The sequence below is a fragment of the Sanguibacter hominis ATCC BAA-789 genome (genome assembly GCF_012396185.1).
In the GTDB taxonomy this organism is placed as follows: domain Bacteria; phylum Actinomycetota; class Actinomycetes; order Actinomycetales; family Cellulomonadaceae; genus Flavimobilis; species Flavimobilis hominis.
Genome location: NZ_JAAXOW010000001.1, coordinates 1,261,962 through 1,284,101 on the forward strand (window position 1 = coordinate 1,261,962; position 22,140 = coordinate 1,284,101).

Sequence of the window (22,140 nt, forward strand, 5' to 3'; positions counted from 1 at the left end):
CAGGAGCGTAGAGGGCTAGGGGAGAGCTAGGCGGAGCGCGGGTTCAAGGGGCGCCGGTCTGGCTGGCGTTGGATTCCGCCGGGCGGCTTGCGTGCGCCGCCCCCCTGCGTCCCGGTCGAGAGCGCGGTGCGCCCACAGGGATCGCAAGCGCCGCGCCCGCGCCGAGCAGGTGTGAGCGCAGAGGGCGGTGGTGGATTCGCGATAGCCTTGGACGGTTGTCGGGTTAGCGATGGAGGAATGCACTGTGACCGAAGATCGAGGCCCGGACGGCGTCTCCGTTTCACGTGAAACGGAGGAGCCTGACGCGACGGCTCCGGCGACGGACGTCGTGGACGCAGACCTCGACCTCGCCATGGTACGGGAGTACTTCGGCAGTGCTTATGAGCCCGTCGAGGCCTTCCACGACATGCTCGTCGCACACGGTGAGGAGCGAGGACTCATCGGCCCTCGTGAGCTCGATCGGCTGTGGACCCGTCACCTTCTCAACTCCGCTGCGGTCGTGCCCTTCCTCCCGCCGTCGGGAATGATCGTGGACCTCGGCTCAGGCGCCGGTCTGCCGGGCATCGTGGTCGCGGCGATGCTGCCAGAGGCTCAGGTCGTCTTGGTCGAGCCCATGGAGCGGCGGTGCATCTGGCTTGCCGAGGTGATCGCGAAGCTCGGGCTCACCAATGTCGAGGTCCGGCGTGGTCGGGCCGAGGAGTTCCACGGGGCCTTCGAGGCGGACGCGGTCACGGCCCGTGCTGTTGCTGCGCTCGACAAGCTAGGTCGTTGGGCTTTCCCGCTGCTGCGCCGTGACGGCGTCCTGGTGGCTCTCAAGGGGCGGTCGGCAAGCGAGGAGATCGCCGCCGCGACCAAGGTCCTCAGGCGCTATGGCGCTACTGACGCCGAGGTGCTGGCGGCCGGTACGCTTCCGGGGGTGGCCACGACGACAGTCGTGCGCGCTACCCGTACCCGGTGAAGCGAGCTCCACGCGCGAGCGGTCCGTCCGCAAGGCGACGTACGACTAGGGCAGCACGACGCTGCGAAGAGAGGACACATCCGTGACGCTCGGTGCACCAGCTCCTGGGGACGGCGAGATCGACGCGGTTTCACGTGAAACCACGCACGAAGACGTCCGACGCGCAGCCCTGCTCGACGTCGTCCCGGACTTCTCGGAGGACACGCCCCTCGCTGCTCAGCTCGCACTTGACTCACGCCGGCGGATCGAGCTGCGCGGCCGGAAGTTCGCCAAGCCTGCATCCACCAAGATCATCACCATCGCCAACCAGAAGGGTGGGGTCGGCAAGACGACGACGACCGTCAACCTGGCCGCGAGCCTCGCCCAGTCGGGGCTCAACGTCCTGGTCATCGACAACGATCCGCAGGGCAACGCGTCCACCGCACTGGGAATCGATCATCGTTCAGGCACTCCCTCTGTCTACGAGGTGCTCGTCGACGAGATGCCGATGGCGCAGGTCGTGCAGGTCAGCCCGGAGATACCGACGCTGTGGTGTGTCCCCGCAACTCTCGACCTCTCAGGCGCAGAGATCGAGCTCGTCTCTCTTGTTTCACGTGAAACCCGGCTCCGTCGCGCCCTCGATGACTATCTCGCTCACCGCGACGCGACAGGGGAGCCGCGCCTCGACTATGTGCTGGTCGACTGCCCCCCGAGCCTCGGGCTGCTCACGGTCAACGCGTTCGTCACGGGGCGCGAGGTGCTCATCCCGATCCAGTGCGAGTACTACGCGCTGGAAGGCCTGAGCCAGCTCCTCAAGACGATCGAGATGATCCAGTCGCACCTGAACCGAGGGCTGCACGTCTCGACGATCCTGCTGACGATGTACGACGGACGGACGAACCTCGCCCAGCAGGTTGCCGCCGAGGTTCGCGAACACTTCCCGGCCCAGACGTTGCGGACCAGCATCCCGCGGTCGGTCCGTGTCTCCGAGGCCCCGAGCTACGGGCAGACCGTGATGACCTACGACCCCAACTCGACAGGCGCCCTCGCCTACCTCGAGGCAGCCCGAGAGATCACCGAGCGCGTCGCGGCTGCTGACCGCGCTGCCGAGCACCACCACCAGGAGAACGCATGAGCGAGAAGCGGCGAGGTCTCGGCCGAGGGCTGGGTGCCCTGATCCCCACGACGTCGGACGCCGAGCGCCCTGTCGACGTCTTCTTCGCGGGCGGTGCAGGAACCGGGGTGGCGAGCGACGTGCTCAGCCCTCGGTCGGCTGTCGACACCTCGGATGAAGACCCGGGTTCACACGCAGCTGCTCCTGAGGCCCTTGACGGGGCTCAGGGCGCCACGGACGCTCCCAGGGGGAGTGCTGCCCCGACACGGCCGGAACGCGGCCGTACGCGCCAGCGTGGGACCGGGGAGGAGCTCGTTCCCGTCCCCGGCGCGACCTTCGCCGAGATCCCGCTCGACTCCATCCGCCCGAACTCCCGCCAGCCGCGCACGGTGTTCGCGGAAGAAGAGCTCAACGAGCTCGTCGGATCGATCACCGAGATCGGCGTCCTCCAGCCCATCGTCGTGCGTCCTGACCCGTCCGGTACGAGCGAGTACGAGCTCATCATGGGCGAGCGGCGATGGCGTGCCTCTCGGGAGGCCGGCCTCACAACGATCCCGGCGATCGTCCGTGAGACCGAGGACACCGATCTCCTTCGTGACGCCCTCCTCGAGAATCTCCACCGCGCCGCGCTCAACCCCCTCGAAGAGGCTGCTGCATACCAGCAGCTCCTCGACGACTTCGGCTGCACCCACGAGGAGCTTGCGACCCGCATCTCGCGATCGCGCCCGCAGATCTCCAACACCCTGCGTTTGCTCAAGCTCCCAGCTCTCGTGCAGCGACGTGTGGCGGCCGGCGTGCTGTCCGCAGGACACGCGCGCGCTCTCCTGGGCCTCCAGGACGCTGCCGCGATCGAGCGCCTCGCTCAGCGCATCGTCGCCGAGGGTCTCTCGGTTCGAGCGACCGAGGAGGTCGTCGCACTGGGTGGCCTCGACGGCGAGGAGCGCAAGCCCCGCAAGCCCCGCCCGGGAACGCGATCGGCCGCGATCGACGAGCTCGCGTCGCGCCTCTCCGACAGGTTCGAGACTCGCGTCAAGGTCGACCTCGGCCGGTCCAAGGGCAAGATGACGATCGAGTTCGCCTCCGTCGAGGACCTCAACCGCATCCTCGACGTGCTGGCCCCTGACGACCCCGGTCTGCTGCGCAAGAGATGACCCTAGACAGCAAAGAGGCCCGGACACCATGCGGTGTCCGGGCCTCCTTCGTCTCGGGGGATCAGGCGAGGATCGACTCGATCTCCTGCACGAGAGCGGGCTTCGGGCGCCCGCCGACGACGGACTTCACGAGCTCGCCGCCCTGGTAGAAGTTCATCGTCGGGATCGACACGATGCCGTAGCGGGCCGTGATCTGCGGGTTGGCGTCCGTGTCGAGCTTCACGACCCGGATACGTCCTTCATAGACGTCCGAGAGCTCTTCGAGGATGGGACCGACCTGCCTGCATGGACCGCACCACTCCGCCCAGAAGTCCACCAGCACGGGCACGTCGGAGCCCAGGACCTCGGCGTCGAACGTCGCGTCGGTGACGGGAGTGGTAGGCATCAGACCTCCTGAGCGATGGTGAGGGCGGCGTCGTCGAGAGCAGCGAGGTAGTGCTGCGCGTCGAGAGCGGCAGAACAACCCGTGCCCGCGGCGGTGATCGCCTGACGGTACGTGTGGTCTACGGCGTCGCCGCACGCGAAGACACCAGGCAGGTTGGTGCGGGTGCTACGACCCTCCACCTTGATGTAGCCGGCGTCGTCCAGGTCGACCTGGCCGACGAGAAGCTCGGTGCGCGGCTCGTGACCGATCGCGACGAAGAGCGCCGTCGCGTCCAGAGTCGACTCCTCGCCCGTCACGGTGTCCCGGAGGACGACGGACTCCACGCGGTTCTCGCCCACGATGCCGACCACCTCAGAGTTCCAGGCGAACGAGATCTTCGGATCGTTCAACGCCCGGTCAGCCATGATCTTCGAAGCGCGCAGCTCGTCGCGGCGGTGGACCATCGTCACCTTCGAGCCGAAGCGCGTGAGGAACGTCGCCTCCTCGACCGCCGAGTCGCCGCCACCGACGACCGCGATGTGCTGGTCCTTGAAGAAGAACCCGTCGCACGTCGCACACCAGGACACACCCCTGCCCGAGAGGCGGTCCTCGTCGGGAAGGCCGAGCCGCCGGTAGGCCGAACCTGTCGCGAGGATCACCGCGCGAGCGCGGTACGTGTCGCCGTTGCCGGTCTCGATGACCTTGACCGGACCGGTCAGGTCGACCGACGTTGCATCGTCCCACTCGACCTTGGCGCCGAACTTCTCCGCCTGCTCCTGCATGTTGGACATGAGCTCAGGGCCCATGACCCCACCGGGGAACCCGGGGAAGTTCTCGACCTCGGTGGTGTTCATGAGCGCGCCGCCCGCAGTCACGGAACCCGCGAGCACGAGCGGGGCCAGGCCAGCACGGGCGGCGTACACGGCGGCCGTGTAGCCGGCAGGGCCGGATCCGATGATGACGACGTCCAGGACGTCTCCGGTCGACTCGAGGCTCACGCAGTTCTCCAGGTGGTGTCGTTGTGATGGTGCTGCACGGTGAACGCCTCCGCGCGCGGGTCTGTTCCCGGTCCGGGAAGGGTCAGGTCAGCGAGATCTCGCGCAGCTCGACGCGGTTCTCGCCGGAGGCGGTTGCTGGCAGCTCGGTGAACCAGAGCACGATCCACTCGGTCTCGACCGGCGCGCTCAGGGTGATCTCGAGCTCCTCCTGGAGAGGGCCGCTGTAGAGCGGCTCACCCTTGTCGGGGGTATCAGGATCCACTGCACGGATCTCGACCTTGCCGCCCGTGTTGTTGGTGCTCAGGTAGACCGAGGAGACGACGGACGCCTGCTCGAGCTTGACGGCGTAGCCGACGCCACGCTTGTTCATCCCGGCGAAGACGTTGGACTTGTAGGTCCGCGTGAACCAGAACGTGGTCGGGTCGAGGTCGATCGCGCGGTCGACGGCCTCCGGGTGCTCATTGTCGTCCCCGTCCGGGTCGAGCTGGCGTGCGGAGTCGATGATGGGGGCGACCGTGCTGGGCGTGTCGGTGGGACCGCCCGCTGCGCCGGGGGAGGGGACCGCGGCGGTCGGCAGCGGGCGCTCGCCGTCGGACTGACCGAACGGGTTGGGGAAGCCCCCGCGCAGCTGGGTGACAGCAGACGTCAGCCCGATGACCACGAGCACGAAGACGAGGGACAGGCTCAGTGCTGTCGGGTTGAACCGGAAGCGCTTGAGCTCCTGCGGGTTCCGCCGGACGTCCTCGAACGAGACAGGCGTGGTGTCGTGCGCAGACGGGGCGGACGTGCGGGGAGCCGCCGTGCGGGTCGACGCCGCAGCGCTGACGGGCTGCGCACCCCCGCCCTGCCCCGGGCGAGACGAGACCCGCACAGGAGCGGCTCCCGCTGCCGCGCCGGTCGGCGTGACAGAGGGGACGGGCGCCGCCGCACCGCCAGCAGCGGGAGCGCCCGACTGCGCGGCCGCCGCTACGGCGCCCGGCACCGCCCCGGCAGCACCGGGCGCGCTGGCAGCACCGGCCGTTCCAGCCGCAGCTGCGCCTGCGGCCGCGGCACCACGGACGCTCGTTCTCCGCACGGGGATCCGCGGGGGTGCAGGCGGTGCGGCGGGCGGCGGAGTGCCCGGAGGCCGTCCGCCGGTCGAGCCAGGCACTGCGCGCACGGACTGCCGCACCGGGGGCTTCGGGGGGGTGTCAGGCGTCATGTCGGTCGAGACCTTCGTGTCGGTCGGGTCGCCTTCGGCGGCGTCGGTGAGGCCGGTCGGGGCGAACAGCTGAGGTTCGGGGACGTCGATCGCGTCCCAGGGGGCGAGGTCGCGTGCAGCCTGCTCGGGGTCGCGGATGCCGCCCGTGCGGGTCGTGAGCGTGTCACGGACCAGGAGGACGAGGTGGGGGTCGGCACCGTCGAGCGAGTCGAGGTCGGCAAGCTCTGCCTCGGGGACGGGTGGCGGCGTCGTCCACCGGCCGGTGAGCATGTACGCGAGCAGACGGGCGAGCCCGACCGCGTCGGCGCGCGGACGGGTCAGCTCGCCCACGTGAGGAACGAGAGCCCCGTCGAGCCCGAGCCCCGTGAGGTGGACGTGGTTGTCCTTCACGCGCACAGCCTCGGGGCGGAGATGCCCGTGGTGGACGCCGCGGTGCTCGGCGACCGCGAGAGCAGACGCGAGCTCGCCGATGATCGAGCGGCCCTGCTCGGGTGTGAGGGGCCCTGCGGCGAGGATGGCGGTGAGCGGCTGCCCGACGTGCGTCTCCGTGACGACGTAGCCGAGGTCGCCCACGTCGCCCACGTCGAGGACGCGGGTGAGGCGCGGATCGGCGACGAGAGAGGCGCGGCGAGCCTCGTCGAGGGCTGCGGTGCGTCGCGGGCCCGACACGAGCGACACGTGCACGAGCCTGCCCAGAATCTGGTCCTCCGCGGTCCAGCACGCGAGCTCGGCGATGTCGGACGGCACGGGGTCCTGGAGCACGTAACGCTCAGCGAGGACATCCCCGCGGGTCAGGTCGGTCACCAGGCTCCCTCCGGTCGGCACGGTCGACGAAGCGCGACGGCGCAGAACGCCTGCTCCATGCTATGCGGGATGCACGGTTCGTCCGGGGACGACGACGGGTCACGTTGGGGAGGACCTGTGCACGTCCCCATGCTCAGGTCGGCAACCGCAGGGGCAGGCCCGCCGCGTCGGGGAGCTCAGCGCCGCCGCAGGACCCGGCGCACGATCTTGGCGAGCGCGTCGACCTCCGAAACCCGCATGAGCCGCAGGCCCACGTAGTACACGACCGCCATGGCCGCACCCACGACGCAGCAGGTGAGCACCGCCTGGAGCCACCCGCTCGAGGCGCCTCCGCCGACGGCGTCGCGCACCAGGATGCCGACGACGGCGGCGACCGCCGCGGCGACGACCGCTCGCACGTGCATGCGCACGATGCGTGCGCCGTCGACCCCCCCGAGCAGACGTCGCAGCGAGCGCGAGCGGGCGAGCACGCCCGCGACGTTCGACAGCGACATCGACACGCCGATGCCGACGACCCACCACTGCCCGGGCAGGAGCCACATCGAGGCGAACGAGCCACCCACGAGCACCAGCACGACCGGCACCTGGAGCATGAAGACCGTACGACCCTGCTCGTAGGCGTAGAACACCCACTTCATCAGGACCATCGCGCCGAACGGCACGAGTCCCAGCGCCATCGCGACGAGGACGCGCCCGACCGCGCTCACCGCACCGGGCGTCATCGACGGCACGAGCGCGCGCACGAGCGGTTCCGCGAGCACGATGAGCAGGGCCGACGCGATCACGGTGAACGTGCCGACCGTGCGGACGCCGTGCGAGAGGTCGCGGCGCACCAGGTCACGCCGGCCAGCCTGCGCCGACGCGCTGATGGACGTGAACATCGCGGTGAGGATCGAGACCGTCACGAGAGAGTGCGGCAAGAGGTAGATCATGAGCGCCTGCGAGTAGGCGCTGTTGCCGGCGACGTCGGCGACCGTCCGGGCAGCGTCGTCGGCCGACGCCGCGACACGTGTCGTGAGGAACACGCCGAGCTGGTCGAGGCACAGGCCCGCGAGCGTCCACAGCGCGACCTTCCCCGACGTCCGCAGGCCGAGGCCGCGCGGCCCCCACGCGAGGCGGAACCGGAAGCCCATCCGGGCGAGCGGCCACAGCAGCACGAGCGCTTGCGCGGCGACACCGATCGTCGCCGTCCCGGCGAGCAACCCGATCTGGGGGACCGTCCACGACGACGGGTCGGACAACGTGCTCGTCGGCGTGTGCCAGCCCCACAGTGCGATGAACGCGCCGAAGCCGACGATCGACACGACGTTGTTGAGGACGGGCGCCCACATGTACGGGCCGAACCTCTCACGGGCGTTGAGCACCTGCCCGAGGAGCGTGTACACCCCGTAGAAGAACAGCTGGGGCATGCACCAGAGCGTGAACGTCACACCGAGCGCTCGCTGCGCCGGGCTCCACGCCGACCCTGAGGCGAGCGCCACGATGACCGACGAACCAGCAGTGAGCAGCAGCGTGATCCCGAGCAGGAGGACGCCCGACAAGGTCAGCAGCCGGTTGACACGGTCCTCCGCGTCGGAGTGCCGGTAGGCCTTGACGATGAGCGGCACGAGGACGACGTTGAGCGCTCCGCCCGCGATGATCGCGAACGCCATGTTCGGAAGCTTGTTGGCGAGGTCGAAGGTGTTGGCTGCCATGCCGGTCGCCCCGACCGCGCCGACGAGGAGCCAGTTCCGCACGAACCCGAGGAGTCGCGAGACGGCGGTTCCGGCCGCCATGACCGCCGAGCTGCGTCCGAGGCTCTTGCCGCTGGACGCCGCGTCGTCGCTCATCGTTCCTCCGCCTCGTCCTGCTTCTCGTCGTCCGGGTCCGCGGGGCGGATCGGCTCCATGCGGTGCGCGGAGCGTCCGCGACGGACCGTGCGCACGATACCGCCGACGAGCAGGAGGACGAGGAGCCCGCCGATGATCGCCGTGCCGACGGTCTCCCAGCCCGCGCGCACACGCACGTTCATCTCGGACGGGGCCGCGACGACCGTGCCGTCGGCGGAGCGGATCTGCACGGCGACGCGCACGTCGCCCGACCCGATCGCGCGGACGGGGACCTGGACGTCGGCCGTCTCGCCCGGCTCGATGGTCGTCTCGCGCACGTCCTCGACGCTGAGGCGGCTCTCGCGGGACACGAGCGCGACCGTGACGGTCGCAGCCTGCGGGAGATCGTTGCGGACGGTGATCGGGATCGCGCCCGAGTCGTTGATGAGGTTGACGGTGCTGCCGGGCAGGACGGAGATGCCGCCGAGGAGCGTGTCCCCCTGCGCGATCGCGTCCTCGAGGAGGCGCCGCGCGAGGCCGCTGGTCTGTGCCGCGGCGACAGACGTCGCGGCCGCCAGGTCACGTGTGTACGTCGCGGTGAGCGCGTCCGGGTCGGGCACGACACCGGCGAGTGCCGTCACGGCGTCGAGCTGGTCGGCGGCGGTGCGCAGGAGGCGCGGGGACAGGCTTGCGCGCGCGACGCCGTCGGGCAGGTCCTGGCGTACCACCTCGTCCGCCTGCGCGCCCGCGAGCGTGGCGACAGGCTGCATGGTGACGAACGGCGCTGCAGCGAGGGAGGAGAGGAGGGCCGAGGTCCCTGCGACGTCGGGGTCCCAGTCGCGGCCGGCGGTGATGAGCACGTGCGCGGAGCGCCCCGGCTGCTCCTGCGCGATCACGGCGAGCTCGGCGAGCAGGAGCTGTCGGTTCGTCGGCGTGGCGGTGGCGAAGAGCCGGTTGAGCTCGTCGTCGGGGACGAGAGCGCGGACGGTCCCGGAACCGGTGGGCACGGAGACGACGCCGCTCGCCGTCGTGGGGCCGACGGGCTCGAGCCCGCCCTCGACGACGACGAGGCTGTCCCCCGCTGCTGCGGCGCCTGCGAGCGTCTGCTGGTTCGCGGAGCCCGGGACGGGCAGGGCCAGGTCGTCACGCCACCCGCGGACCCTCGCGTCGCTCGTCGCGGACGCGCCACGCTGGAACGGGAGGACGTCGGCGGCGGCGAGCGCGGCGACGTCGGGATCGAACGGGTCGAGCGCGAAGACCTCGCGTCCCGAGGCGCCCGTGAGGAGCGTGGACGCCCAGACGCCGGCCCCGCCGACGTCGGCGGCGGCCGCGTCCACGAGTGCGGGGTCGACGACCCACGAGACCTCGCGAGCTTCGGCCGTCGCGTCGAGCACGCGAGCGAGACGGCCCGACGACGGCGCGACCGCGGCGCTCATGCTCGCCGTCCACGCCTCGGGGTCCGTCGGCGTCGCGGCCGGCCCGGTGACAGGGACGAGGATGCTCAGCCGGGCCGCCTGGACCGCCCCCTCCGGGAACCACAGGAGGAAGCTGCGGGCCGACGCGATCGTGCCCGTGCTGCGGTCACCGAGCTCGGCGACGATCCCGCGAGGCCCCGACGCCTCGGGGTAGGGCAGGAGCCGGAGCTCCTCCGCCGGGACGGAGAGGGTGACGCTGCGCGACTCGCCGGGCGCGAGAGGCTCCTCGAGGGCGGTCGTCGTCAGGCTCGTCGCCGCGGGCAGCGCCAGCTCGTCCGCGAACCACTCCCGCAGCTGGGTGCGGGACTGCAGGCGGTAGCGCACGACGGAGAGCGACGCGGTCGGTTCCGCTATCGGCTCCGTGCCCGTGTTGCGCACGGTCACGCGGACGGTGACCGTGTCCGCGGGCGTGACCGTGAGGGGGGTGATGTCCTCGATCGTGACGGCGCTCGGTTCGACGACGACCGGCGACACCGTCGACGGCTCCGGGTCGGTCGTCGCCGAGGCGAGCGGGAGGGCCGTGAGCGACGTCGCGAGCGAGAGGGCGACCGCGCCGACCGCGGCGAGGCTGCGCGCGAGCGCGGCCCGGCCCCTGAGGACCGGACCGCGACCGACCATGGCGTCGCGAGCGTTCACCGCGGTCGCGGGTCCGCGGACGGGACGAAGGGGCCGTGCGGGCCGAACGTCGCGAGGACGTCGGACGCGAGCCGACGCTCGTTGGGGTACGAGAGCCTCGCGCCGAGGTCCTCGAGCGCGATCCAGGCGACGTCTTCCGCCTCGCCGTCGGGGTCGTCCTCGACGGTGAGGTCGCCGGAGACGGCCTCGAGCAGAAAATGGTGCACGGCCTTGTGGACGCGACGGCCGTCGCCTGAGAACCAGTAGTCGATGACGCCGAGCCGCGTGCGGACCGCACCCGTGATGCCGGTCTCCTCCGCGATCTCCCGGACGGCCGCCTCCTCGGGAGTCTCGTCGCCCTCGAGGTGACCCTTGGGGAGGCACCACTCGAGACGGCCAGCACGGTTGCGTCGGGCGATGACGGCGGCGTGCGCGACGCCGTCGATCATCGACACGACGAGGCCGCCGGCCGAGGTCTCCTCGACGACAGGGAGCTGTGACTGCGCCGTCGGGACGCTCTGACGTGCACGTTCGTCAGGGTCGATGCGCAGTGCGTGCCCGCCCGGCGGCGCGGGGACGCGGTGGCGTCCCTGCGGAGCGGCTGCGGGTTTCATCACACCACTGTAACGAAGCGCACCGCTCCCAGGCGGCCCGAACCGCCCAGGCGGCCCGGCGGTCTGGCAGGCTTGGACGCCGTGAGCCCTGAAAATCCGACCCCTGCCGCGGGTCAGCCCGACGATGCCGCGCTGACCGAGCTGCGCATGCGCGCTCTCGACATCATCACCGGGCTCGCGCCCGAGGTGCTCGAGCTCGGCGACGTGTTCGCCTCCGCGGGTCACGAGCTCGCGCTCGTGGGCGGACCGGTCCGCGACGCCTTCCTCGGCCGTGCGAGCGCGGACCTCGACTTCACGACGTCGGCGCGTCCTGACGAGACGATCGCGCTCTTGAGCGCGTGGGGCGACGCGCACTGGGACATCGGCAAGGAGTTCGGCACGATCGGCGCCAAGCGGTTCGCACGTGCGGGCCGGGGGAGCGGGGCGGAGATCGTCGTCGAGGTGACGACGTACCGTGCCGACGAGTACGACCCGACGTCGCGCAAGCCCGTCGTGACGTTCGGCGACACCCTCGAGGGCGACCTGTCCCGCCGCGACTTCACGGTCAATGCGATGGCGCTGCGCCTGCCGCAGCTCGAGTTCGTGGATCCGCACGACGGCCTCGTGGACCTCGCCGCCGGTGTGCTGCGCACGCCGATCGCGCCGGAGATGTCGTTCGACGACGACCCGCTGCGCATGATGCGCGCCGCCCGCTTCGCGGCACAGCTCGGCTTCGGCATCGAGCCGGCGACGCGTCAGGCGATCGTCGACATGGCGGAGCGGATGACGATCGTCTCCGCCGAGCGCGTGCGCGCCGAGCTCGACAAGCTCCTGCTGTCGGCGCGCCCGCGGGCGGGCCTCGAGGTGCTGACCGACACGCGCCTCGCGATGTACGTGCTCCCCGAGCTGCTCCTCATGAAGGAGACGGTCGACGAGCACGGGCGTCACAAGGACGTCTACCAGCACACCCTCACCGTGCTGGAGCAGGCGATCGACCTCGAGACGGGTCCGGACGGCCCGGTCCCTGGCCCTGACCTCGTGCTGCGTCTCGCGGCGGTGCTCCACGACTGCGGTAAGCCCGCCACGCGCCGCTTCGAGCCCGGTGGGGGCGTGAGCTTCCACCACCACGAGCTCGTGGGCGCGAAGCTCGCGCGCAAGCGCCTCAGGGAGCTGCGCTACGACAAGGACACGATCAAGGACGTCGCTCGCCTCGTCGAGCTGCACCTGCGGTTCCACGGGTACGGCGACGGTGGCTGGACGGACTCGGCGGTGCGCCGTTACGTGACGGACGCCGGACCGCTGCTCGAGCGCCTGCACCGGCTCACCCGCGCGGACTGCACGACCCGCAACCGCCGTCGTGCGCAGCGCCTCTCGGACACGTACGACTCGCTCGAGGCGCGCATCGCCGATCTGGCCGAGCGGGAGGAGATCGCGTCGATCCGCCCGGACCTCGACGGTCAGCAGATCATGGCGATCCTCGGTATCTCGCCGGGCCCGGTCGTCGGGCGCGCGTACAAGCACCTGCTCGAGCTGCGCATGGAGCGCGGCCCTGTCGACGAGGAGACGGCGAAGGCGGACCTCCTCGCCTGGTGGGCCGCGCAGGAGTGAGCTGCGCGCGGTCTACGGGTGGGATGCCGCAGCCGCGCGCGGGGCGCGTGCACCCCAGGCGTGGAACACGACCGCGGCGCCTACGTAGCCGCCCGTGAGCACGACGAAGAGCGCTCGGGACGCGCCCGAGTCAGGCAGTGCGAGGGCCGCCAGGGCTGCGGCGCCGAGGAGCGCCGAGTTGTACAGCACGTCGTAGAGCGCGAAAGCCCGGCCCAGGAACGCGTCCGCGGTGTCCCGCTGCACGACCGTGTCGACCGCGATCTTGGCGCCCTGCGACGACAGTCCCAGTGCTGCGCCCGCCACGAGCATCGTCCAGGTGGTCACCTCGAGCACGAGCAGACCCTGCGCGGCGGCGCCGAGCACGAGAGAGCCCGTGATCCACGAGTGCGTCCCGGAACGCGGCGACAGCACGGGCGTGAGCACGACGGCGAGGCCGAACCCTGCGGCCGTCGCGGCCGAGACCGCCGCGAACGCGGCGAGGCCTGCTTCGGCGTCGGCCGGGTCGGCGAGCAGGTTCCGGCTGATCAGGATCGCTGCGACGAGCGTCGTGCCGAACAGGAACCGGTGCACCGCCATGACGGCGAGCGCCTGACCGGGGGTCCCGCGTGCGACGAGGTAGCGTGCGCCGTCGGCCAGCGCCCAGGCGAGCCGGGCCACGGCCCGACGCAGCGGGGGAGCAGACGCCGCGTCGTCGGGCCCGAGCTGCCCTCGGCCGAGGCGCGAGGCAGCCCAGGCCGCGGTGGCCATGAGCGCTGCGGACACGACCACCGCGGCCGCGTCCTGCGCCCGGCCGGTCGGGACCACGAGCCCCAGGCCCAACCCGACGCCAGCCCCCACCCCGGCAGAGACCGCACCGAGCGTGGGGAGCAGGGAGTTGGCTGTGAGCAGCAGCGGCCCGTCGACGACGTGCGGCAGTCCCGCCGACAGCGCTGCGAGGAGGAACCGGTTGATCGACAGGTTGACCAGGGCGAGGAGGTAGACCGCGACGCCGAGGTCGTCGTCGGGCGGGGTCGTGACCATGAGCGCCACGATGACGAGTGCGACCGCTGCCCGCAGGACGTTGCCAACGAGCAGCACCTGGCGCCGCCGCCACCGGTCCAGGAACACGCCCGCCCACGGGCCGACGATCGTGAACGGCGCCAGGAGGACGGCGAACGCGACCGCGACCTGACCGGCAGAGCTCGCCCGTTCGGGGGAGAAGAAGAAGAGAGTGGCCAGGCCGATCTGGAACATGCCGTCCGCGCACTGGCTGAGCAGGCGCACCGTGAACAGCCGCCGGAACCCCGTGCGCCGCAGGAGGACACGGAGCTCAGCTGAGACGCTCACCACGCCACCCCGTTCCCGGTCCTCTGGCCACCACGAAGACAAGAAAGTGCGCTATCTGTCGCGTCGAGCAACAGATAGCGCACTATCTCGTCAGGTACGGGCGGGGATCAGCGCTCGTTGGTGCCCGCGATGAAGGCCTCGAGAGCCGCGCGGCCCTCCTGGTCCTCCATCTGCACGGGCGGCGACTTCATGAAGTACGTCGCGGCCGAGAGGATCGGGCCACCGACGCCACGGTCCTTGGCGATCTTCGCCGCGCGGAGCGCGTCGATGATGATGCCGGCCGAGTTGGGCGAGTCCCAGACCTCGAGCTTGTACTCGAGGTTCAGGGGAACCTCGCCGAACGCGCGACCCTCGAGGCGGACATAGGCCCACTTGCGGTCGTCGAGCCAGGCGACGTAGTCCGACGGACCGATGTGGACGTTGCGGTCCTCCTTCTTGCCCGCGAGGGGGCCGTCGTGGAGGTTCGACGTCACGGCCTGCGTCTTCGACAGCTTCTTGGACTCCAGGCGCTCACGCTCGAGCATGTTCTTGAAGTCCATGTTGCCGCCGACGTTCAGCTGGTACGTGCGGTCCAGGATGACGCCACGGTCCTCGAAGAGACGGGCGAGCACGCGGTGCGTGATCGTCGCGCCGACCTGCGACTTGATGTCGTCGCCGACGATCGGGACGCCAGCGTCCTCGAACTTCTTCGCCCACTCGGGGTCGGACGCGATGAAGACGGGGAGAGCGTTGACGAACGCGACGTTCGCGTCGATCGCGCACTGCGCGTAGTACTTGGCCGCGACCTCAGAGCCGACGGGCAGGTAGCAGATGAGGACGTCGACCTTCGCGTCCTTGAGCGCCTGGACGACGTCGACGGGCTCGGCCGTCGACTCCTCGATCGTCTCGGAGTAGTACTTGCCGAGACCGTCGTTCGTGACACCACGCTGGACGGTCACGCCGAGCGGCGGGACGTCAGCGATCTTGATGGTGTTGTTCTCGGACGCGAGGATCGCCTCGGACAGGTCGAAGCCGACCTTCTTCGCGTCGACGTCGAACGCCGCCACGAACTCGATGTCCGAGATGTGGTAGTCACCCAGCTGAACGTGCATGAGGCCGGGCACGGTCGAGTCAGCGGGGGTGTTGCGGTAGTAGTGCACACCCTGGACCAGCGACGCGGCACAGTTGCCGACGCCGACGATCCCGACGCGGATGGAGGTCATCCTCGCTCCTTGTAGTCAGTGCCGGGACGCTTCTCGTCCTCGGCGGTTGTTTCGTTGGTGGCGGCGACGGTGCGCGGTGCGCGCCCCGGGGCCGTCGAACCGGCACGGGCGCGGCCACGGCCACGCTCGGTGTCGATGAGCTCGTCGAGCCAGCGAACCTCGTGCTCGACCTGCTCGAGACCGTGCCGCTGAAGCTCGAGCGTGTACTCGTCGAGCCTCTCGCGGGTGCGAGCCGCACCCTCCCGGACGTTCTCGAGCCTCTCGGCGAGGCGGGTACGCCGCCCCTCGAGGATGCGCAGGCGAGTCTCGGCGTCGGTCTGCCCGAAGAAGGCGAACCGGACGTCGAAGCTCTCGTCCTCCCAGGCCGAGGGCCCGGACGACGAGAGGACGGTCTGGAGGCGTTCCTTGCCCTCCGCCGTGAGCTCGTACGCGATACGTGCCCGCTTGCCGGAGAGCGCGTGCGGCGGTGCGCCCGAACCCTCCGTGCCTGCGATCAGACCACGTGCCTGCATCGACTTCAGGCACGGGTACAGGGACCCGTACGACAGCGCCCGGAAGGAGCCGAGCAGGACGTTGAGCCGCTTGCGCAGCTCGTACCCGTGCATCGGTGCCTCGTTGAGGATGCCGAGGATGGCGGTCTCGAGGACCTCGGAACGTGCGCGCACGACCTGCCCCCATCCCGCTCATGTCTGATGTCGATGTATCGGATCGATACATCGACAGGCTAGGTCCGTGGACCCAGACATGCAAGCACCACGCACGCCGACCACACCGGGCAACTGTGAAGTTTCCGCACAGGCCTCGGGTCCGGGGAGCGAAAACACTGGGCTGAACCATGCTGGGTCCTCGGATGACGCCGATGAGCGGCATAGGGTTCAAGTCGTCGTTCAGTCAGCAGAAGGGTGTGTCGTGGGTTCAACCACGAAGCGCAGCACCGCGAAGGGCCGCACCACGGCCCGTCCGGGCAAGCGCAAGTTCGTCAACTATCCGCGTGCGGGCAAGGGGCCCGTGCGCCGCTGGCTGCCGTCCTGGCGCTTCCTCCTCGGCGGCTTCCTCTTCGCCGTCGCCGTCGTCGTCGGGGTCGTCGTGACCGCCTACGCGACGACGACCATCCCCGAGCCCGCGAGCATCGCGATCAGCCAGACGACGACCGTCTACTACTCCGACGGCAAGACCGTCATGGGCCGCTTCGTCGACGAGGCGAACCGTGAGCTCATCCCGGCCGAGGAGATCCCGCAGGTCGTGCGCGACGCGATCGTCGCCGCCGAGGACCGCTCCTTCTACGAGAACGCAGGCATCTCGGTGCCTGGCATGGCGCGCGCGTTCTGGACCAACCTGCGGCACGGCACGCGCCAGGGTGGCTCCACGATCACCCAGCAGTACGCCGAGCGCTACTACACGTCCGGGACCACCTCCGACTACGTGGGCAAGTTCAAGGAGGCGCTGCTCGCCGTCAAGCTCGCGCAGGAGGAGGACAAGGACGAGATCCTCGCGAACTACATCAACACCATCTACTTCGGCCGCGGCACGAACGGCATCCAGACCGCTGCACGCGCCTACTTCGGCGTCGACGCGAAGGACCTGACGCTCTCGCAGGCCGCGCTCATCGCTGGCATCATCCCGAGCCCCACCAAGTGGGACCCGCGCTTCGACCCGGACAAGGCGAAGGAGCGCTGGAACTACGTCCTCGACGGGATGGTGCTCCTCGGCACCCTCGACCCGACCGAGCGCACGACCCTCGAGTTCCCCGAGACCAAGGAGTTCAAGCAGAGCAACACGCTGTCGGGGCCCAAGGGCTACATCCTCGACGAGGTCCGCAAGGAGATCGTCAAGAAGACCCCCTTCACCACGGAGGAGCTCGATACCGCCGGGTTCAAGGTCGTCACGACGATCGACGTCGACGACCAGAAGGCCGTCCAGGCGACGATGAAGGACAAGGCGCTCTTCGAGGGTTCCTCGAAGAACATGCAGACCGCCGTGGTCTCGATCGATCCGTCGACAGGCGCGATCCGCGCGATGTACGGCGGCAAGGACTACGTCAAGGTCCAGCGCAACCGCGTCACGCAGGACAAGGCGCAGGCAGGCTCGACCTTCAAGCCCTTCACGCTCGTCGCCGCCCTCGAGGCCGGCAAGACGCTCGACGACCGCCTCAACGGCTCGAACCTCCGCAAGTTCGACGGCATCAAGGACCCGGTCCGCAACTTCGCGAACGGCAACTGGGGCTGGGTCTCGCTCCTCAAGGCGACCGAGCAGTCGATCAACACCGCGTTCGTCGACCTCAACCTCGAGGTCACGCCCGCAGCGACCCGCGACGTCGCTGTCCGCGCAGGCATCCCCGAGGACACCGACAGCCTCGACGTCGCCGCCAACGTCCTCGGCGTCTCGTCCGTGCGGGCGCTCGACATGGCCGCCGCCTACTCGACCTTCGCCAACGAGGGCATGCGCACCGAGCCGTACCTCGTCCAGTCGATCGCCGAGCTGAACGGCAACGCCGTCTACGAGGGCGGCAGCGTCCCGAAGCGGGCCTTCGAGGCCGAGATCATGGCGGACACGACGTACGCGCTCACGCAGGTCGTCGAGAAGGGCTCCGGCCAGACGGCGAAGGCGCTCAACCGACCCGTCGCCGGCAAGACCGGGACGTCGAACTCCAACAAGTCCGCGTGGTTCGTCGGCTACACGCCGCAGCTCGTCACCGCGGTCTCGATGTACCAGATCGGGAAGGACGGCATCAAGGCAGACCCGATCTCGCCGTTCCGCGGCTACGAGGAGATCACCGGTGGCTCCGCCCCGCTCGACGTGTGGACCAGCTACATGACCGCCGCGCTCGAGGGTGAGCCGGTGCTCGAGTTCCCGGAACGGACCAAGCCGGTCGTCAAGACTCCGCCGACGCCCACGGAGACCAAGTCGGAGAAGCCGACCGAGGAGCCGACGGAGAAGCCGACCGAGGAGCCCACGCAAGAGCCGGACAGCGCGACCGTGCCCGGCGGGCTCATCGGCACCGACGAGAAGTCGGCGCGCGACGCCTTGCGCGCCGCCGGGCTCGAGCCCGTCGTCAGCTACCAGGAGAGCGACAAGCCCAAGGGGTCCGTCATCGCGGTCCAACCGGGCGAGGGCACCCAGGTGCCGACCAAGTCGAGCATCGTGCTCGTCGTCTCGAGCGGCCCCCCGCCGGCACCCGACCCGACGACCCCGCCCCCGAGCGAGCCCGAACCGCCCGCGACGCCCCCGGCCACGCCGGCCCAGGAGACCGCTCGCGAGGACTGAGACCACGACGGCGGCGCACCTGCAGGACGCAGGTGCGCCGCCGTCGTCGTGCGCCGGCTGTGACCTCCGTCCACAGGCTTGGTCCCCGGCCCCCCGAGCCGGTACGCTGGCATCTTGCTGTGCCCTGGCGACGCTCGCCATCGAGACGAGACCCGGGACCAACGCAGCGACGCACAACCCTCCTGTCACGGAAGTCCCGTGGCCGCACTGAGTCCATAGGAGGTGGGTATGAGCATGCGTCTGTACGAGCTGATGATCATCCTTGACCCCGAGATCGAGGAGCGCACCGTCGCCCCGTCGCTCGACAAGTACCTGAAGGTCGTCACGACCGAGGGTGGGTCCGTCGACAAGGTCGACATCTGGGGCCGCCGTCGTCTTGCCTACGACATCAACAAGAAGTCCGAGGGCATCTACGCGGTGATCGACTTCACCGCTACCCCGGCCACCGCCAAGGAGCTTGACCGCCAGCTCGGCCTCAACGAGGTCGTCCTGCGCACGAAGGTCATGCGCCGCGAGGAGTCCAAGGTCGCGGCTGCCGCCGCTGCCGACGAGGCTCCGGCCGAGGTTGCTGCCGACGCTTCCTGACGTCGACACCTCACCCCGCGCCGTCGGGCGATCGCTTGACGGACAGATACGAAACTCGAAGGAGCAGGCATGGCTGGCGAGACCATCATCACCGTGATCGGCAACCTCACGGCTGACCCGGAGCTGCGTTTTACGCCCTCCGGAGCGGCGGTGGCCAACTTCACGGTCGCGTCGACCCCCCGCACCTTCGACCGCCAGAAGAACGAGTTCGTGGATGGCGACACGCTGTTCATGCGCTGCTCGATCTGGCGAGAGGCCGCCGAGAACGTCGCCGAGTCCCTCACCAAGGGCACCCGCGTGATCGTCCAGGGCCGCCTCGTGCAGCGTTCGTACGAGACCCGCGAGGGTGAGAAGCGCACCGTCGTCGAGCTGCAGGTGGACGAGATCGGTCCTTCCCTGCGCTACGCCTCCGCCAAGGTCACCCGAGCCCAGCGCTCGGGTGGCGGTGGCGGCGGCTTCAGCGGCGGCGGTGCCCCCTCCGGTGGCGGATACCAGCAGAACGACCCCTGGGCCTCATCCGGCCCTGCGGCCGGCTCCGGCGGCTTTGCCGACGAGCCCCCGTTCTGATCCGCACCGGAAACTAGACAAGACGAGCCCCGTCCTCCCTCGCGGGAGGCGAGCGGGGCAGAGCACCTGACAAGGAGCACACGATGGCCAAGGCCGTTGTTCGCAAGCCCAAGAAGAAGTCCAACCCGCTGAAGACCGCGAAGATCGAGGTCGTCGACTACAAGGACACCGCGCTGCTGCGCAAGTTCATCTCCGACCGCGGAAAGATCCGTGCGCGTCGCGTCACCGGCGTCTCCGTCCAGGAGCAGCGTCAGATCGCCCGTGCCGTCAAGAACGCGCGCGAGATGGCCCTGCTGCCCTACTCCTCCTCGGCTCGCTGAGCGCGCTGAGACAGAAAGGCAGAAGAACATGGCAAAGCTGATCCTCACCCACGAGGTCACCGGTCTCGGTGAGCCTGGCGACGTCGTCACCGTCAAGGACGGTTACGCGCGCAACTACCTGGTTCCCCGCGGCCTGGCCACGGCCTGGTCCAAGGGTGCCGAGTCCGAGGTCAACGCGATCCGCAAGGCCCGCAAGGCCCGCGAGATCGCGTCGCTCGAGGACGCCCGTGCGATCCGCGACTCGCTGCAGTCGAAGGCCGTCGTCGTCAAGGCGAAGGCTGGCAACGGCGGTCGTCTGTTCGGCGCCGTGACGACCGCGGACATCGCCGCGGCCGTCGAGGCGTCCGTCGCGCAGAAGATCGACCGTCGCAAGGTCGAGATCGGTCAGCCGATCAAGTCGACCGGCGACTTCACGGTCTCGATCCGCCTGCACCCTGAGGTGTCGGCGAACATCAAGCTGAAGGTCGTCGCCGCCTGACGGTGTCGTCCTGATGAGGCCCGGTTCCCCAGCGGGGGAGCCGGGCCTCGTGCTTTCCCCACCCCTCGGACGGATCGCCTCGGCGCGCACCTGGGGTGCACGGAGGCGATCGGCGTCAGGCGCCCGTGACCATCCACGCCGTCGTACGGGCGCGCAGGCCGGTGGTCAGCGCGCGGGCGAGCATGAACACTCCCGCGAACCCCACCCACAGCCAGACGAGGCCCGCGGACCCGCCCGGCGCGAACGCGCGCACCGCGAGGGCGTACGGCGCGTAGACGACGAGCGTCAGGATGCCGGCCCAGGCGAGGTACCGGCCGTCGCCCGCGCCGATGAGGACGCCGTCGAGCACGAACACCCAGCCGCCGAGCGGCATGAGGACGCCCGCGACGATCAACCCGGCGACGACGGCGTCCTGCACCGCGACGTCGGACGTGAAGAGGGGCGCGACGAGCGGCCCGCCGGCCGCGACGGTGACGCCGAGCGCCGCGCCGCCGAGGACGCCCCACCGCAGGCAGCGCCGCAGGACGTCGCGCGTGCGGGCGACGTCGCCTGCCCCCAGCGCGGTGCCGACGAGCGCCTGGGCGGCGATCGCGAGGGCGTCGAGCGCGAACGCCGTCAGGCCCCACATCGCGCTGACGACCTGGTGGCCCGCGAGCGTCAGGGCGCCCAAGCCTGTCGCCACGAAGACGGTCAGGAGGATCGCGAGGCGCAGGGACAAGGTGCGCACGAAGAGGGGGAGTCCCTGGCGCGCCTGCGCCCAGATGCCCGCGCGGTGCGGCCGCAGCGATGCGTCGGCGCGACGTGCGCCACGGACGACGACGATGCCGAGGACCACGGCCATGGCGAGCTGGGCGATGGTCGTACCGAGGCCGGAACCGGCGATGCCCATACCGACCACGTGCACGAGGGTGACCGAGAGGATCGCGTTGAGCAGTGCGCCGCCCGCGGCGACCCACAGGGGAGTGCGCGTGTCCCGCAGGCCGCGCAGCACGCCTGTCGCGGCGAGGACGAGCAGCATGCCCGGCAGGCCGGGAGCGGACCAGCGCAGGTAGGAGACGGCGTTCGTCGCGACGGCGCCGTCGGCGCCGAGCCGGGCGACCGCCCACGGCGCGGCGAGGACGAGGGCGGCCGCAAGGACGAGACCGAGCGCGAGGGCGAGCCACAGTCCGTCGATGCCGGCCTGGAGCGCCTCGGCGCGCCGGCCAGCGCCCGTGCGGCGCGCGACGGCGGCAGTCGTGGCGTACGCGAGGAAGATGCACAGCCCGACGATGGTCATCAGGAGCGTCGAGGCGACCGACAGGCCGGCGAGCTCCGAGGTGCCCAGGCGGCCGACGACGGCCGAGTCCACGAGGACGAAGAGCGGCTCGGCGACGAGTGCGCCAAGAGCCGGGAGCGCGAGCGCGACGATCTGCCGGTCCAGGGACTGATCCTTCGGTGACTCACCCTGTGGACGCATGGAAACCAATCTTCTGTCCACAGGTCTGATCGTTGGAATCCTGCGGAAAACTCGCCAGTGTTAACGCTCGCCACCATGTTATCCCCGGCTCTGTCCACAGTCTGTGCACGGCCTGTCCTGCGATTCCCACAGTACTGTCCAGGGCTGTGGATAACTCGGTGCACGGGGCATTCGACCCCGCACTCCCCGGAGCGTACGCTGCGCTGGACCCCACCCTCTTCTCGACGGCCGCCCACCGCGCGGCGCATGTCAGAGGTGGGAGGTAGAAAGTCCG

The 22,140-nt window shown here is 70.2% G+C and carries 19 protein-coding genes; 9 read left to right on the forward strand and 10 right to left on the reverse strand.

Translation table 11 applies throughout. The annotated features are described in order from the left end of the window. Positions 1–244 precede the first annotated feature (244 nt). The 3 genes from rsmG (at position 245) to HF995_RS05790 (ending at position 3,202) form a co-directional block, all read left to right on the forward strand. Positions 245–958 (forward strand): 16S rRNA (guanine(527)-N(7))-methyltransferase RsmG, encoded by a 714-nt coding sequence (gene rsmG, locus HF995_RS05780; protein WP_350308750.1) that lies wholly within the window; start codon positions 245–247, stop codon positions 956–958. An 82-nt stretch (positions 959–1,040) separates the two neighbouring features. Next, positions 1,041–2,072 carry a ParA family protein gene (locus tag HF995_RS05785; protein ID WP_350308751.1) on the forward strand — a complete coding sequence of 344 codons (1,032 nt, stop codon included), beginning with the start codon at positions 1,041–1,043 and terminating at the stop codon, positions 2,070–2,072. Beyond that, on the forward strand, positions 2,069–3,202 hold the full coding sequence (locus HF995_RS05790) for a ParB/RepB/Spo0J family partition protein (RefSeq protein ID WP_168446782.1): 1,134 nt from the start codon (positions 2,069–2,071) through the stop codon (positions 3,200–3,202). The genes HF995_RS05785 and HF995_RS05790 overlap by 4 nt, the downstream gene beginning before the upstream one ends. Positions 3,203–3,263: 61 nt before the next feature. On the opposite strand, the gene trxA is transcribed toward HF995_RS05790, so the two are convergent. From trxA to HF995_RS05820, 6 genes are all read right to left on the reverse strand, one after another. Beyond that, a complete protein-coding gene (gene trxA, locus HF995_RS05795; RefSeq protein WP_168446783.1) occupies positions 3,264–3,587 on the reverse strand; it encodes a thioredoxin in 324 nt (107 codons plus the stop codon). Further along, the gene (gene trxB / locus HF995_RS05800; protein ID WP_168446784.1) at positions 3,587–4,564 is read right to left on the reverse strand and encodes a thioredoxin-disulfide reductase; all 978 of its coding nucleotides are present in this window, start codon (positions 4,562–4,564) and stop codon (positions 3,587–3,589) included. The genes trxA and trxB overlap by 1 nt, the downstream gene beginning before the upstream one ends. An 82-nt stretch (positions 4,565–4,646) precedes the next feature. After that, on the reverse strand, positions 4,647–6,569 hold the full coding sequence (locus tag HF995_RS05805) for a protein kinase family protein (protein WP_168446785.1): 1,923 nt from the start codon (positions 6,567–6,569) through the stop codon (positions 4,647–4,649). Positions 6,570–6,745: 176 nt separating this feature from the next. Then, positions 6,746–8,398 carry a murein biosynthesis integral membrane protein MurJ gene (gene murJ / locus HF995_RS05810; RefSeq protein WP_168446786.1) on the reverse strand — a complete coding sequence of 551 codons (1,653 nt, stop codon included), beginning with the start codon at positions 8,396–8,398 and terminating at the stop codon, positions 6,746–6,748. Continuing rightward, positions 8,395–10,488 carry a DUF6049 family protein gene (locus HF995_RS05815; protein ID WP_168446787.1) on the reverse strand — a complete coding sequence of 698 codons (2,094 nt, stop codon included), beginning with the start codon at positions 10,486–10,488 and terminating at the stop codon, positions 8,395–8,397. Before HF995_RS05815 ends, murJ begins: the two co-directional genes overlap by 4 nt. After that, on the reverse strand, positions 10,485–11,081 hold the full coding sequence (locus HF995_RS05820; protein WP_168446788.1) for an NUDIX hydrolase: 597 nt from the start codon (positions 11,079–11,081) through the stop codon (positions 10,485–10,487). The genes HF995_RS05815 and HF995_RS05820 overlap by 4 nt, the downstream gene beginning before the upstream one ends. Positions 11,082–11,228: 147 nt before the next feature. Between HF995_RS05820 and HF995_RS05825 the strand changes: the two genes are divergently transcribed. Continuing rightward, the gene (locus tag HF995_RS05825; protein ID WP_168447015.1) at positions 11,229–12,668 is read left to right on the forward strand and encodes a CCA tRNA nucleotidyltransferase; all 1,440 of its coding nucleotides are present in this window, start codon (positions 11,229–11,231) and stop codon (positions 12,666–12,668) included. A 12-nt stretch (positions 12,669–12,680) separates the two neighbouring features. Here the strand turns inward: HF995_RS05825 and HF995_RS05830 are convergent, their stop codons facing one another. From HF995_RS05830 to HF995_RS05840, 3 genes are all read right to left on the reverse strand, one after another. After that, positions 12,681–13,994, reverse strand: a complete 1,314-nt coding sequence (locus HF995_RS05830) for an MFS transporter (RefSeq protein ID WP_168446789.1) — start codon at positions 13,992–13,994, stop codon at positions 12,681–12,683. A 107-nt stretch (positions 13,995–14,101) separates the two neighbouring features. After that, positions 14,102–15,196, reverse strand: coding sequence for an inositol-3-phosphate synthase (locus HF995_RS05835; RefSeq protein ID WP_168446790.1), 1,095 nt, complete (start codon positions 15,194–15,196; stop codon positions 14,102–14,104). Continuing rightward, the gene (locus tag HF995_RS05840) at positions 15,193–15,861 is read right to left on the reverse strand and encodes a PadR family transcriptional regulator (protein WP_168446791.1); all 669 of its coding nucleotides are present in this window, start codon (positions 15,859–15,861) and stop codon (positions 15,193–15,195) included. The genes HF995_RS05835 and HF995_RS05840 overlap by 4 nt, the downstream gene beginning before the upstream one ends. A gap of 244 nt (positions 15,862–16,105) precedes the next feature. Here HF995_RS05840 and HF995_RS05845 point away from each other — a divergent pair, with 244 nt between their 5' ends. From HF995_RS05845 to rplI, 5 genes are all read left to right on the forward strand, one after another. Beyond that, positions 16,106–18,460 carry a transglycosylase domain-containing protein gene (locus HF995_RS05845; protein WP_168446792.1) on the forward strand — a complete coding sequence of 785 codons (2,355 nt, stop codon included), beginning with the start codon at positions 16,106–16,108 and terminating at the stop codon, positions 18,458–18,460. Positions 18,461–18,688: 228 nt separating this feature from the next. Then, positions 18,689–19,045, forward strand: coding sequence for a 30S ribosomal protein S6 (gene rpsF / locus HF995_RS05850; protein ID WP_168446793.1), 357 nt, complete (start codon positions 18,689–18,691; stop codon positions 19,043–19,045). 69 nt (positions 19,046–19,114) lie between these two features. Further along, a complete protein-coding gene (locus HF995_RS05855) occupies positions 19,115–19,612 on the forward strand; it encodes a single-stranded DNA-binding protein (protein ID WP_168446794.1) in 498 nt (165 codons plus the stop codon). Between the two features lie 83 nt (positions 19,613–19,695). Beyond that, a complete protein-coding gene (gene rpsR, locus HF995_RS05860; protein ID WP_098458044.1) occupies positions 19,696–19,932 on the forward strand; it encodes a 30S ribosomal protein S18 in 237 nt (78 codons plus the stop codon). A 28-nt stretch (positions 19,933–19,960) separates the two neighbouring features. After that, positions 19,961–20,410, forward strand: a complete 450-nt coding sequence (gene rplI, locus HF995_RS05865; protein ID WP_168446795.1) for a 50S ribosomal protein L9 — start codon at positions 19,961–19,963, stop codon at positions 20,408–20,410. A 115-nt stretch (positions 20,411–20,525) separates the two neighbouring features. Here rplI and HF995_RS05870 read toward each other — a convergent pair whose 3' ends face one another. Next, positions 20,526–21,866 (reverse strand): MATE family efflux transporter, encoded by a 1,341-nt coding sequence (locus HF995_RS05870; RefSeq protein ID WP_168446796.1) that lies wholly within the window; start codon positions 21,864–21,866, stop codon positions 20,526–20,528. Positions 21,867–22,140 lie beyond the last annotated feature (274 nt).